The sequence below is a fragment of the Thalassovita sp. genome, assembly GCF_034670005.1.
Taxonomy (GTDB): Bacteria; Pseudomonadota; Alphaproteobacteria; order Rhodobacterales; family Rhodobacteraceae; genus Thalassobius.
Genome location: NZ_JAXMOH010000003.1, coordinates 310,578 through 323,090 on the forward strand (window position 1 = coordinate 310,578; position 12,513 = coordinate 323,090).

At 61.7% G+C, this 12,513-nt stretch carries 12 protein-coding genes; 9 read left to right on the top strand and 3 right to left on the bottom strand.

What is annotated here, in order from left to right; translation table 11 throughout:
- The first annotated feature begins 141 nt into the window (after positions 1–141).
- The 3 genes from VOI23_RS08980 (at position 142) to VOI23_RS08990 (ending at position 4,133) form a co-directional block, all read left to right on the top strand.
- Positions 142–1,320 (top strand): MFS transporter, encoded by a 1,179-nt coding sequence (locus VOI23_RS08980; protein WP_323784289.1) that lies wholly within the window; start codon positions 142–144, stop codon positions 1,318–1,320.
- A gap of 72 nt (positions 1,321–1,392) precedes the next feature.
- Positions 1,393–2,415, top strand: a complete 1,023-nt coding sequence (locus tag VOI23_RS08985) for an aspartate-semialdehyde dehydrogenase (protein ID WP_323784291.1) — start codon at positions 1,393–1,395, stop codon at positions 2,413–2,415.
- Between the two features lie 107 nt (positions 2,416–2,522).
- Positions 2,523–4,133, top strand: a complete 1,611-nt coding sequence (locus tag VOI23_RS08990) for a DUF4139 domain-containing protein (RefSeq protein ID WP_323784293.1) — start codon at positions 2,523–2,525, stop codon at positions 4,131–4,133.
- Between the two features lie 10 nt (positions 4,134–4,143).
- Here VOI23_RS08990 and VOI23_RS08995 read toward each other — a convergent pair whose 3' ends face one another.
- Entirely contained in the window at positions 4,144–4,794 is a 651-nt protein-coding gene (locus VOI23_RS08995; RefSeq protein ID WP_323784295.1) for a carbonic anhydrase, read from the bottom strand.
- 173 nt (positions 4,795–4,967) lie between these two features.
- Here VOI23_RS08995 and VOI23_RS09000 point away from each other — a divergent pair, with 173 nt between their 5' ends.
- From VOI23_RS09000 to VOI23_RS09010, 3 genes are read left to right on the top strand one after another with little or no spacing between them, the layout of a single operon-like run.
- Complete coding sequence (locus VOI23_RS09000) at positions 4,968–5,294, top strand: hypothetical protein (RefSeq protein WP_323784297.1); 327 nt, start codon at positions 4,968–4,970, stop codon at positions 5,292–5,294.
- A complete protein-coding gene (locus VOI23_RS09005; protein ID WP_416376519.1) occupies positions 5,291–6,676 on the top strand; it encodes a leucyl aminopeptidase family protein in 1,386 nt (461 codons plus the stop codon). The genes VOI23_RS09000 and VOI23_RS09005 overlap by 4 nt, the downstream gene beginning before the upstream one ends.
- 3 nt (positions 6,677–6,679) lie before the next feature.
- The gene (locus tag VOI23_RS09010) at positions 6,680–7,531 is read left to right on the top strand and encodes a C40 family peptidase (protein ID WP_323784299.1); all 852 of its coding nucleotides are present in this window, start codon (positions 6,680–6,682) and stop codon (positions 7,529–7,531) included.
- Positions 7,532–7,559: 28 nt separating this feature from the next.
- On the opposite strand, the gene VOI23_RS09015 is transcribed toward VOI23_RS09010, so the two are convergent.
- Together VOI23_RS09015 and paaZ are read right to left on the bottom strand one after the other, a co-directional pair.
- A complete protein-coding gene (locus tag VOI23_RS09015) occupies positions 7,560–7,904 on the bottom strand; it encodes a DUF2794 domain-containing protein (protein WP_323784301.1) in 345 nt (114 codons plus the stop codon).
- Between the two features lie 93 nt (positions 7,905–7,997).
- Complete coding sequence (paaZ, locus tag VOI23_RS09020; protein ID WP_323784302.1) at positions 7,998–10,019, bottom strand: phenylacetic acid degradation bifunctional protein PaaZ; 2,022 nt, start codon at positions 10,017–10,019, stop codon at positions 7,998–8,000.
- Between the two features lie 113 nt (positions 10,020–10,132).
- Between paaZ and paaI the strand changes: the two genes are divergently transcribed.
- From paaI to VOI23_RS09035, 3 genes are read left to right on the top strand one after another with little or no spacing between them, the layout of a single operon-like run.
- Positions 10,133–10,570, top strand: coding sequence for a hydroxyphenylacetyl-CoA thioesterase PaaI (paaI, locus tag VOI23_RS09025; RefSeq protein WP_323784304.1), 438 nt, complete (start codon positions 10,133–10,135; stop codon positions 10,568–10,570).
- A gap of 49 nt (positions 10,571–10,619) precedes the next feature.
- Positions 10,620–11,930 (top strand): phenylacetate--CoA ligase PaaK, encoded by a 1,311-nt coding sequence (paaK, locus tag VOI23_RS09030; protein WP_323784307.1) that lies wholly within the window; start codon positions 10,620–10,622, stop codon positions 11,928–11,930.
- On the top strand, positions 11,931–12,506 hold the full coding sequence (locus VOI23_RS09035) for a TetR/AcrR family transcriptional regulator (protein WP_323784309.1): 576 nt from the start codon (positions 11,931–11,933) through the stop codon (positions 12,504–12,506).
- Positions 12,507–12,513 lie beyond the last annotated feature (7 nt).

The following is a 12,513-nucleotide window of genomic DNA, read 5'->3' on the forward strand; positions in this document are numbered from 1 at the left end:
GCCTGCCCGGACCAAGGCGCATGGCGCCGCCGGGCAGCGAAGCGACAGGACCGTATGGTGTTGATTATTTGACAGTAATCAGGCGGGTTGCTCTTTCCCTCGGTTTCAGCCAAATCTGGGTGCCTTGGGGGAGGATTTTCTATGAAATCGGGTCTGGTGCTGCTGTGCGTGGCGTATGTGTTGAGTCAGTTTTACCGGTCGTTTCTGGCGGTGCTGACGCCGGCTTTGCAGGCCGATATCGGGGCCGGACCAGAAGATCTGGCCTTTGCCTCTGGCCTGTGGTTCCTGGCCTTTGCCGCGATGCAGATCCCGGTAGGCGAAGCGCTGGACCGGATCGGGCCGCGGCGGACTGCGGGTGTGCTTTTGCTGATCGGTGGCGCGGGCGGTGCGGTTCTGTTCGGGATGGCGACGCAGCCGATCCATATCGCGCTGGCGATGGCGCTGATCGGGCTGGGCTGTTCGCCGGTTCTGATGGCGAGCTATTATATCTTTGCGCGGATCTACAGCCCGGCGGTGTTTGCCACGCTGGCGGCGGTGCTGCTGGGCACTGGCAGCCTGGGAAATCTGGCCGGGTCGCTGCCGATGGCGATGGCGGCCGAGGCGCTGGGATGGCGCGCGACGATGCTGGGGCTGGGCGCGCTGAGCGCGGTGGTGGCGCTGGGGCTGCTGGTCACGGTGAAAGACCCCGAGCGGGTGGTGCATGATGAGAAGGGATCGGTTCTCGATCTGCTGAAAATCCCGGCGATGTGGCTGATCTTTCCCTTGATGTTCGTGCAATACGCCCCGGCTGGCGGGCTGCGCGGTGTTTGGGTCGGCCCCTATATGGATCAGGTCTTTGGGCTTGATGCCACCGCGATCGGCAAGGTCACTTTGGTGATGGGGGCGGCGATGATTCTGGGCACATTCGCCTATGGCCCGCTCGACCGGGTTCTGGGCACCCGGAAATGGGTGATTGCGATCGGCAACGCGATGGCGGCGGTGGCGCTGTTTCTGCTTTACCTACTGCCTGTCGATACCTATTGGACTGCGGCGTTGTTGTTTGCCGCGGTGGGGTTTTTCGGGGCCAGTTTCCCGGTCCTCATGGCACATGGGCGCAGTTTCTTTCCACCGCATCTGGTCGGGCGCGGCGTTACCTTGATGAATCTGTTTGGTATTGGCGGTGTCGGGCTGTTCCAGGTGGCCACCGGCAAGCTGCATTCGGCGTTGTCGGTTGATGCTGTGTCGCCCAGTGATCCCTACCGCGCCTTGTTTCTGTTATTCGCGGTCTGTCTGGTGCTGGGGTTGCTGCCCTATCTTCTGAGTCAGGACCGCACCGACTGACTTGTTTCCCCTTTAATCCCTTGGGGCGGTGCTGTATGTGCCGGGGCGTCTTAACGAAAGGAGACGTCCCAAATGGGCTATAAAATCGCTGTAGTCGGTGCCACGGGCAATGTGGGCCGCGAAATGCTGAACATCCTGGACGAGCGCCAGTTCCCCGTCGATGAGATTGTCGCGCTGGCAAGCCGCAAATCTCTTGGCACAGACGTTAGCTTTGGCGATAAAACCCTCAAGACCAAGGATCTGGACACATTCGATTTCACCGGCTGGGACATAGCTTTGTTCGCGGTGGGATCGGAGGCAACCAAGAAATATGCGCCCAAAGCGGCCGCTGCCGGTTGCGTTGTGATCGATAATTCGTCGCTGTATCGCTATGATCCCGACGTGCCTCTGATTGTTCCCGAAGTGAACCCGCAGGCGGTGCATGGCTATGCGAAAAAGAACATTATCGCCAACCCGAACTGTTCGACCGCACAGATGGTGGTGGCGCTGAAGCCGCTGCACGACCGTGCCAAGATCAAGCGCGTCGTGGTGTCGACCTATCAGTCGGTGTCCGGGTCGGGCAAGGAAGCGATCGACGAGCTGTGGAACCAGACCAAGGGCATGTATGTGCCGGGTCAGGAAGTCGAGCCGTCGGTCTATCCCAAGCAGATCGCCTTTAACGTAATCCCGCATATCGATGTTTTCCTGGACGACGGATCGACCAAGGAAGAATGGAAGATGGTGGCCGAAACCAAGAAAATCATCGACCCGTCGATCAAGGTCACAGCGACCTGTGTGCGGGTGCCGGTTTTCGTCGGCCATTCCGAAGCGGTCAATGTCGAGACCGAGGATTTCCTCGATGAAGACGAAGCCCGCGATATCCTGCGTGAAAGCCCCGGGATCATGGTGATCGATAAGCGCGAAGATGGCGGTTATGTCACCCCGGTGGAATGCGTTGGCGACTATGCCACCTTTATCAGCCGGTTGCGGCAGGACAGCACCATCGACAACGGTCTGAATTTCTGGTGCGTCAGCGACAACCTGCGCAAGGGCGCGGCGCTGAACGCGGTGCAGATCGCGGAACTGCTGGGTCGTGAGGTTTTGAAAAAGGGCTGATATCCGCCCAAAGCTGACTTCTGAGAGGGCGCCCTGGGGCGCCCTCTTGTTTTTTTGGGGCCGACGGGGAAGGGTTGACCAGACGATTATTTGAAAGGAGCGATTTCATGCGCCCTCTTGTTGCTGCCCTTTGTTTCCTTCCAAGTTTTGGCTTTGCAGATGTGATCCGGGTCGACAGCCGGATCGCCGACGTCACGGTTTACCCGCAAGGGGCCAAGATCACCCGGGTGGCGGAGTTTACCGTGCCTGAGGGCGATCACAGGTTGCGACTGCTGGATTTGCCGGAAACCGCGCGGCTGGACATGGTTCGGGCCAGAGTCGAGGGCGCGCGGATGGGGTCGGTCAGCCTGCGCGACGATTTTGTGCCGCCACGCGGGGACCGCGACAGCGCGGCGATCAAGGCCGCCCGAACCGAGGTCGAGCAACGCGAGGATGCCTTGCGCACCAAGCAGGACGAAGCGGCGGTGCTGCGGCTGGCGCGGGATGCCGCAGAGTCGCGGATCGGGTTTTTGCGGCAGCTGGGCGAGGGCAAGGCGCTGGAAGGGGCAGCGCCCGACACATTGCGCGATATGGCGCGGATGGTGGGCGACGAAACCCTTGCCGCCCGCCGCGCGGTGATCGTGGCCGAATCCGAGGCGCGTGGGATCGACCGGAACATCGCGGTTCTGGAGCAGGATCTGGACGATGCGCGGCAAGCGTTGCAGGCATTGCAGACCGGTGGCGGGTCGACCAATCTGGTCGAGGTGTCGGTGAGCGCCGCCGCAGCCGGGCAGGGGCGGTTGACGCTGACCTATTATTCCACCGAAGCCAGTTGGGAAGCGGTCAACGATGCTTATCTGACCCTCGGCGCCACGCCCGGCGTCGATTTGCAGCGCGGCGCGATGATCTGGCAGCAGACCGGCGAAAACTGGCAAGACGTGGCGCTGACCCTGTCGACCAGCGCACCGAGCGGGCGGTTTCAGCCGGGCGAGGTCACGCCCTGGCTGCGCCGGATTGGCGAGCCTTATCGTGCGGCGGCCAAGATGGCTGCCGATAGCGTGGCAGGGGTGGCGATGGCCGAACCGATGGTGATGATGGAAGAGGCCCGCGCGGTGTCGTTGCACGGGTTGATCTATAATTATGCCTATCCCAAGCCGGTATCGGTTGCTTCGGATGCCGACGGGGTGCGGATATCGTTGGGCGAGGTGCATTTCGATGCCAAAATCCGGGCGGTTGCCGCACCTCTATGGGACGAAACCGCTTATCTGGTGGCGGAATTCGTCAACGGGTCGGGAGAATTGTTACTGCCGACCGCGACGACGCAACTGTATCTGGAGGATGAATTCGTTGGCGCGACGGCAACGGATAAGGTCGCGGCGGGGGCCGAGACAACGCTGCCTTTCGGCGCGATCGAAGGGATTAGGGTCAACCGGGTGGTCGCGCGGAACGAAGGCGATGCCGGGATTTTGAGCCAGTCGAATGAAGAAACCGAAACGGCACGGATCACGGTGGAAAACCTGACCGGGCGCGGCTGGCCGATGCGGATCGTGGACCGGGTGCCCTATTCGGAACAGGAGGATCTGTCGATCACATGGCAGGCGCGGCCGACACCCAGTGAAAAGGATGTCGATGACAGGACCGGTGTTCTGGCCTGGGAGTTCGATATCGCGCCGGGTGATACCCGCCGGATCGAGCTGAGCCACAGGCTGCACTGGCCCAAGGATATGGTGCTGCGCTAAGGGCGGAGGTTCAGACCACCTTGAAGCCGCCTTCTGCGGGCAGGAAATGTTCCAGGCTGCCATCGCCGATATCGTTCCATACCCCGTGCACCGACAGGTCCCCGGTTTCGACAGCAGAGGCAACGAAGGGGAAGCTCATAAGGTTTTCCAACGAGGTCAGCACGGCCTGTTTTTCCAACGCGCGCTTGCGCTCGGCTTCATCGGCGATGTCCTTTACCTTTTCATATCCGGGGCGCAGGATGTCCATCCAGCGGCCCACGAAGGACGATTTTTCTTCCAGCTCGGGGGCTTTGCCGGAACACATGTCGTGGCAGCCTTCGACGCCGCCACAGCCGGAATGCCCCATCACCACGATATGAGCGACCTTGAGCGCGGTTACCGCGTATTCCACCGCCGCCGATGTGCCGTGGTGATCGCCATCGGGTTCATAGGGCGGCACTAGATTGGCAATATTGCGGTGAATGAAAAATTCGCCCTGATCGGCCCCGAAGATCGAGGTCACGTGCACCCGCGAGTCGCAGCAGGAAATCACCATCGCGCGTGGTCTTTGTCCTTCGTCCGCCAAACGGCGATACCAGGTTTTGTTTTCGGCATAGGTGGTGGCTTTCCAGCCCTGATAGCGCTGAACCAGATAGCTGGGCAGGGGCTTGGCATTGTGCATGTCATTCTCCTTGCAATGCGGGCATTAGCCGTGGTCATTAGCGCGGATCTGGACGGTTTTCGAGGGAAAAGAACTGTCGGTTTCAACCTTTTGAGAACCTAATGCGGCGCATTGGCGGTTTCGGTGCCGGGGGCGTAGCGTAGGGGATGAGGTTTAGAGTAGGTGATTTTCTGGTGCCCGATGAACCGGTCCTGATGAACTGGGACCCGCTGGGCGACTTATACGTTCTGATGGGGACGGCCGGGGCAAGGGTGCTGAAAACCCGCGCGATGCAGAGCCTGTCGCTGCGGCTGGAGCTGTCCGAGCGGCTGCACCATGCTCACAAGATGGACGAGATGCGCCGCGATGTCCGGTTGATGAGGGCCGCTGCCGATCAGAACCATATGCAATCACTGGCTGATGTGGCGGGATTCGCTGCATCTTTCTGTCTGATCCCCTTGCAGGCGCTTGCGGTTGGCGTAGGCTGGGGCCGAAATCAGAAGAAAGGCCCAGCCCGATGATGCCCCGATTTGCCCATTCCACCGATGCCCCGACCCCGGTTCATGTGGTCGATAAACACGGGCTACAGGATTGGATTGATGATCAGCCCGCACGGGTACAGGCCTGGGTCCGGGCCAGCGGTTTCAAACCCGGTATCGGGCAGAGCCTGCTGATTCCCGGTGCAAATGGCACGCCCGAGGCGGTGCTGATCGGCTATGGCGATGAGGCGTCCCGCAAACGGGGCCGGTTCCATCTGGCCGCGGCGGTGCCGTCGCTGCCGGCGGGGGCCTATGAAATCGTGTCGGGTCTGCCCGCTGACAAGGCAGAGGAAGAGGCGCTGGGCTGGCTGTTGTCATCCTATGTGTTCGACCGCTATGCCACCTGCCGCGCCTCCAAGGCGTATCTGCTGGCCCCGCAAGGGGTCGATGCGGCGCGGCTGGAAATCATCGCCGCGGGAGAATGCCTGACCCGTGATCTGATCAACACGCCGGCCAGTGACATGGGGCCGGACGCGTTGGAAGCGGCGGCGGCGCAACTGGCTGCTGAGCATGGTGCTGGCTTTTCGGTGATCCTTGGCGAAGACCTGCTGACCCGGAATTTCCCGATGATCCACGCGGTCGGCCGGGCCAGTGACAAGGCTCCGCGGCTGATCGAAATGAGCTGGGGCAATAGCGGCCCGGCGCTGACCCTTGTGGGCAAGGGCGTGTGTTTCGACACTGGCGGCCTGAACCTTAAACCGGGCGCCAGCATGGGGTTGATGAAAAAGGATATGGGCGGGGCGGCGACGGTGCTGGGGCTGGCCCATATGATCATGGGGCTTGGCCTGCCGCTGCGGTTGCGGGTGCTGATCCCGGCGGTTGAAAACGCGGTTTCCGGCAATTCCTTCCGGCCGCAGGATATCCTGAATTCGCGCAAGGGGCTGACGGTCGAGATCAACAACACCGATGCCGAGGGCCGTCTGGTTCTGGCCGACGCCCTGGCTTACGGTGCCGAAGGGGACCCCGACCTGATGCTGTCGATGGCGACGCTGACCGGCGCGGCGCGGGTCGCGATGGGGCCTGATCTGGCGCCCTATTTTACCGATGACGACGCGGTCGCAGGGGCGCTGAATCTGGCGGCGGCCAAGGTTGCCGACCCGGTTTGGCGGATGCCGTTCTGGGACCCTTACGAGGCGGATATCGAACCGGGCATTGCCGATCTGGACAATGCGCCCAAGGGCGGGTTTGGCGGCGCGATCACTGCCGCGTTGTTTCTGCGCAGGTTCGCTGGCGACGGCGTTCGGTATACGCATTTCGACATTTATGGCTGGCAACCGAAGGCCGCCCCGGCCCGGTCCAAGGGCGGTGTCGGCATGGGCGCGCGGGCGCTGCTGGAGGCGTTGCCGGGTGTTTTGGGGATATAAACGATGGACCGCCGCCTGACACCGGCCAATTCCCGCGTTGCCGCGACATCTTTGCGCGGGGTGGTCGATGCGCCGCTTTATACCGAGGGCGAAAGGCGGGTCCTGGCGCGGCCCTTGGGTGATCTGCTGAATGCGCCGCTGGGGCGGCGTGAACGGCAATTGGTGCTGGGAGAGGCGGTCACAAGGTTCGAATCGCGCGAAGGCTGGGCCTTTGTTCAATGCGAACGTGACGGCTATGTCGGGTATCTGCCGGCGCAGGATCTGGAAGACCGGCGGTTGCCGACCCATAAAGTCACCGCCCGCGCGACCCATATCTACGGCGCGCCGAATTTCAAATCCACCGAGCGGTTCGGGCTGAGCGCGGGATCGCGGTTGCGCGCCACCGGCGAGGATGAAGGGTTTCTGGTGCTCGCCGAAGGCTATGTGCCGCTGCAACATGTCCGGCCGATAGATTGGTATGCCGAGGACGTGGTGACCGAAGCCGAGCGCTATCTGGGGGTCCCCTATCTGTGGGGTGGCAACAGCATCTGGGGCATTGATTGTTCCGGCTTGGTGCAGGCGGCCTGTCTGGCCTGCGGGCTGGACTGTCCCGGCGACAGCGATCAGCAGGAAACCGGGCTGGGCCGGTTTTTGCCCGAGGGCACCAAGGCGCGGCGCGGCGATCTGTTGTTCTGGAAAGGTCATGTCGCGCTGGTCGCCGGGCGTGGCCGCATCCTGCATGCAAATGTCCATAGCATGACGGTCACACATGAGGATATGGAGGCAGCGATCAAACGGATCGCTGCCCAGGGTGACGGCCCGGTGACAGCGCATAAGAGGCTGCCAAAGCCGAAGAAGGTAAAATACGAGGATTGATCGCCGTCGGGGCGAGGGGCCGTTTGGGTTAGTCCACCGCGCGGATCAGTTTGCGTTCCAGTACCCGCAGCACGGTTTTCAGGTCGTTGCCGCGTTTGAGCACCTGACCGTCAATGCCGATTACCGCATATTGACCCTGTTTGTTGCGCAGCTTGGGGCGTTTTTCGATCCGGTAGAGCGGGTTTTCAGCGGTACGGCGGAAAATGGAAAATACCGCCACGTCGCGCAGGCAGGAAATGCCATAGTCGCGCCATTCGCCAGCGGCGACCATACGGCCATAAAGGCTGAGGATGACGCCCAGTTCCGTGCGGTGAAAGGCGACCTGTTCGGGGATGCCCTGTTTGGGAAAGGGCGTCGTGTTTTGAACATTCATGCCTCAGCGTCGCTGCAAACGGGCACTAAATCAAGCGTTTTGCGCATAGGTTTGGGGTTGGGCGCGGGAATTGTGCCGTCCCGCGCCCTTTGATCAGCGGTCGTAACTGACCATCGTCAGCAGTTCATATTCGGCCACCTGATCGCCGTCCTGATTGGTCAAAGTGACGTTCCAGGCGATTTCGCCATAGCTGTCGGTGCGCTTGGTTTTACGCTTGCAGGTCAGCCGGACCTTGATGCTGTCGCCGGGGCTGACCGGTTTTTGGAAGCTCAGCCCGTTCAGCCCGGTATTGGCCAGAACCGGCCCCGGGTCCGGCTGCACGAACAGACCCGCCGCGAAGCTGAGCAGCAGGTAGCCATGCGCCACCCGGCCGGGAAAGAACGGGTTCGCCCGTGCCGCGTCTTCGTCCATATGGGCATAGAAAGTGTCGCCGGTGAAATGGGCGAAATGTTCGATATCGTCCAGCGTCACCGTGCGCGACCCGGTGTGCAGGGTTTCGCCGATCTCGATCTCGTTGAAGGTGCGCTGGAACGGGTGTTGCGGCCCGGTCTTTTCCGCCGATCCGGGAATCCAGGTGCCGGTGATCGCGGTGAGGATGTCCGGGCTGCCCTGAATGGCGGTGCGCTGCATGTAATGCATCACGCCGCGGATACCGCCCAGTTCTTCGCCGCCACCTGCGCGGCCGGGGCCGCCGTGAACCATGTGGGGCAGGGGCGATCCGTGTCCGGTGGCCTCGGCCCCGGCGGTGCGGTTCATGATATAGAGCCGACCATGCCAGGCGGCGGAGGCGAGGGTGACGTCGCGCGCGACCTGCGGATCGTTGGTGAACAACGAACTGACAAGCGAACCGCCGCCGCGATTCGCCAGCGTCGCGGCATGGGCCAGATCGCGATAGGGCATCAGGGTGGAGACCGGGCCGAAGGCTTCGACCGAATGGACCGCCGTGGCGGCATCCGGATCGTCGCAGGCCAGCAGGGTCGGCGGCAGGAAGGCCCCGCCCGAAAGGTTATCCGTCAGAGCATCCGGACCGCCGCAGATCAGCCGGGTTTCGGCCGCAAGCGTGGCGAGCTTGGCCAGAACGTCGTCTTTCTGCCCCAGCGATACCAGCGCGCCCATGCGGGTTTCTTTGGCCGAAGGGTCGCCCAATACAACATTTCCGAGCTTGTCCGAGAGCGCGTTTGCAACGTTTTCCAATTGTGTTTCGGGCACGATCAGGCGGCGCATGGCGGTACATTTCTGCCCGGCCTTGGCGGTGATCTCGGTCACGGCTTCCTTGATGAAAAGCGCAAATTCGGGGCTGTCTGGAGCTGCGTCAGGGCCCAGTATCGCGGCGTTCAGGCTGTCCTGTTCGGCAAGGAACCGGGTCGAGTTGCGGACCAGGTTCGGGTTCGACCGCAGCATGTTGGCGGTATCTGCCGACCCGGTGAAGCTGACCACGTCCTGCGCCCCCAAGCGGTCCAGCAGGTCGCCGGTGCGCCCGACGATCAACTGCGCCGCGCCGTCGGGCAGCAGACCCGAATCGATCATCATTCGGAAGCAGGCTTCGGTCAGATATGAGGTTTGGGTCGCCGGTTTGACGATGGCGGGAACGCCTGCCAGCAGGGTCGGGGCGAGTTTTTCCAACATGCCCCAGACCGGGAAGTTGAAGGCGTTGATATGCACCGCAACACCTTGCAGCGGCACCGCGATATGCTGACCGAGGAAGGAGCCTTTGCGCGACAATTGTTCGACATCGCCGTCGATATAGACATGGCCGTCGGGCATTTCGCGCCGGCCTTTGGAGGCGAACAGGAACATGGTGCCGATGCCGCCTTCGATGTCGATTGCCCCGTCGCGGCGGGTCGCGCCGGTTAGCGGATTGAGCGCGTAGAGTTCTTCCTTGCGGCTATCGAGATAGGCCGCCAGCGCCTTGAGCATCTTGGCGCGTTCATGGAAGGTCATCGCACGCAGGGCGGGGCCGCCGGTGTCGCGGGCATGGTCCAGCATGTTCTGCATATTCAGGTCGGAACCGCCCGCAAGGGCGATCGGTTGACCATCGACCGAGCCGATGACGGTTGTGGCGGTGTCGCCCGGTGCAATCCAGCGACCGGCGGCGTAACTTTGTGGTTTCAGCATCTCTTGAGTCCTCCTGTTGCCGGGCATCCTGCGCTAAAGCGAAACCTTTTTCAACACTATTGACCGTACGGTCGGTTTTGTGTCAGGTTGGCCGCGAATTGGGGAGGAACGCCATGACGCCGAAGCAACGCGCCGAACGCAGTGCCAAACAGATGTGGTCAACCGACAAGGCGACGCAATTTCTGGGGATGGAAATCACCCATATCGGCCCGGGCGAGGCGGTGATGACCATGCGGGTGCGCGACGAACATCTGAACGGCCATCATATGTGCCATGGCGGATACATCTTCACCCTTGCCGACAGTGCCTTTGCCTTTGCCTGTAACAGCTACAACAAGATGGTTGTGGCACAGCAAAACTCCATCACCTATCTCAGCCCCGGCAAGCCGGGCGAGATGCTGACCGCCACCGCGACCGAGGCGTCGTTACAGGGCCGGTCGGGCGTTTATGACGTAGTGGTCACGGGCGAAGACGGTCGCAAAGTGGCGCTTTTCCGGGGGCTGTCGCGGCAGATCTCGGGCCAACATTTCGAAGAAACTGACGAAGATTGACAATGCCGACCCGGCGACTGTTGCCGGGGCATATCGGGAGGAAACTGCCATGAAAGACCTGTCACCCAAGCCGGGAGATCTGGAACATATCGAAACCGCGTCGCGCGACGAGATTGCCGCGTTGCAATTGCAGCGGATGAAATGGTCGTTGAAGCACGCCTATGACAACGTGCCGTTCTACAAGGAAAGCTTCGACAAGGCGGGGGTGCATCCTGACGATTTGAATTCGCTGTCCGATCTGTCGAAATTCCCCTTCACGGTGAAACAGGACCTGCGCGACAATTATCCCTTCGGCCTGTTCGCGGTGCCGCGCGAACAGATTTCGCGCATCCATGCGTCGTCGGGTACGACCGGTCAGCCAACCGTTGTCGGCTATACCAAGAACGATCTGGACATGTGGGCCGGTGTGGTGGCGCGGTCGTTGCGCGCGTCCGGTTTGCGGGCGGGCGACGTATTGCACAATGCTTATGGCTACGGGCTGTTCACCGGGGGCTTGGGTATTCATGGCGGCGCCGAAAAGATGGGACTGACCGTGGTGCCGGTTTCGGGCGGCATGACCCAGCGCCAGGTCCGGGTGATCGAAGATTTTGGCGCCACCGGCATTACCGTGACACCATCCTATGCGCTGTCGATCTTGGACGAATACGCCAAGCAGGGGCTTGATCCGCGCAAGAGCCCGCTGAAGGTCGGGATTTTCGGGGCCGAGCCGTGGACCAACGCGATGCGGTTGGAAATCGAGGAAGCCTTCGACATGCACGCCGTCGATATCTACGGCTTGTCGGAAGTGATCGGACCCGGCGTGGCCAATGAATGCGTCGAAACCAAGGACGGGCTACATATTTGGGAAGACCATTTCTATCCTGAAGTGATCGACCCTGAAACCGGCGAAGTGTTGCCCGATGGCGAACTTGGTGAACTGGTGTTCACCTCGCTGACCAAGGAAGCTTTCCCGATCATCCGCTACCGCACCCGCGATCTGACCCGGCTGTTGCCGGGCACCGCGCGTAGCATGCGACGGATGGAGAAGATCACAGGACGCAGCGACGACATGATCATCCTGCGCGGGGTCAACGTGTTCCCGACCCAGATCGAGGAACAGCTGATGACCGTCGAAGGTCTGGCACCGCATTTCCAGATCGAGCTTGCCCGCCCGGGGCGGATGGACGAAATGACCGTCCATGTGGAAATGTCCGAAGGCGCGTCGGTCGACATCGTCGAACGCGCGGTCAAGGATCTGTCCGGCAAGGTCAAATCCAACGTCGGCATTTCGGTGCGGGTCAACGTGGCCGATCCGGGCAATGTCGCACGCAGCGAAGGCAAAGCGGTTCGGATCATCGACAACCGACCCAAGGAGAGCTGAATGGCGCGCGGACTGGCACGCGATCACGATGAAAAACGGGCGGCGCTGCGCAAAGGCGCCGCCGCCTATTTCGCCACGCATGGATTCGACCGGGCGTCGATGACCGGAGCGGCGAAATCCTGTGGCGTGTCGAAGGCGCTGATCTATCATTACTGGGCGTCAAAAGAGGATTTGCTTTACGATATCCTCGACGATCATCTGGGGGCTCTGGTCGAGGTGGTGGAAGCGGCGCGATCCGAAGGAATGCGCGGGCTGATCAGGGTGATTCTGGAAGCCTATGCCGATGCCGATGCCGAACATAAGCTGCAACTGGATGCGCTGAGCGTTCTGCCCGCAGATAAGCAAACGCCGCTCATCGCGGCGCAGCGGCGTCTGGTCGATATCATGACCGACGCCGTGCTGCAGCAGGCACCGCAATTGCAGGCCGATCCCGACCGGCTGCGCGCCGCCACGATGAGCGTTTTCGGTGTGCTGAACTGGTTTTACATGTGGCATCGGCCCGGCAAGGGGTTGAGCCGGGAAGACTATGCCGATCTGGCGACGGATTTCGCCACCGGTGGGTTGAAGGCGCTGTAGGCGCGGG

What these genes read in the sequence shown, in the direction of transcription:
- VOI23_RS08980 (WP_323784289.1), top strand. Translation starts at nt 142, where the DNA reads ATGAAATCGGGTCTGGTGCTGCTGTGCGTGGCGTATGTGTTGAGTCAG.
- VOI23_RS08985 (WP_323784291.1), top strand. Translation starts at nt 1,393, where the DNA reads ATGGGCTATAAAATCGCTGTAGTCGGTGCCACGGGCAATGTGGGCCGC.
- VOI23_RS08990 (WP_323784293.1), top strand. Translation starts at nt 2,523, where the DNA reads ATGCGCCCTCTTGTTGCTGCCCTTTGTTTCCTTCCAAGTTTTGGCTTT.
- VOI23_RS08995 (WP_323784295.1), bottom strand. Translation starts at nt 4,794, where the DNA reads ATGCACAATGCCAAGCCCCTGCCCAGCTATCTGGTTCAGCGCTATCAG.
- VOI23_RS09005 (WP_416376519.1), top strand. Translation starts at nt 5,291, where the DNA reads ATGATGCCCCGATTTGCCCATTCCACCGATGCCCCGACCCCGGTTCAT.
- VOI23_RS09010 (WP_323784299.1), top strand. Translation starts at nt 6,680, where the DNA reads ATGGACCGCCGCCTGACACCGGCCAATTCCCGCGTTGCCGCGACATCT.
- VOI23_RS09015 (WP_323784301.1), bottom strand. Translation starts at nt 7,904, where the DNA reads ATGAATGTTCAAAACACGACGCCCTTTCCCAAACAGGGCATCCCCGAA.
- paaZ (WP_323784302.1), bottom strand. Translation starts at nt 10,019, where the DNA reads ATGCTGAAACCACAAAGTTACGCCGCCGGTCGCTGGATTGCACCGGGC.
- paaI (WP_323784304.1), top strand. Translation starts at nt 10,133, where the DNA reads ATGACGCCGAAGCAACGCGCCGAACGCAGTGCCAAACAGATGTGGTCA.
- paaK (WP_323784307.1), top strand. Translation starts at nt 10,620, where the DNA reads ATGAAAGACCTGTCACCCAAGCCGGGAGATCTGGAACATATCGAAACC.
- VOI23_RS09035 (WP_323784309.1), top strand. Translation starts at nt 11,931, where the DNA reads ATGGCGCGCGGACTGGCACGCGATCACGATGAAAAACGGGCGGCGCTG.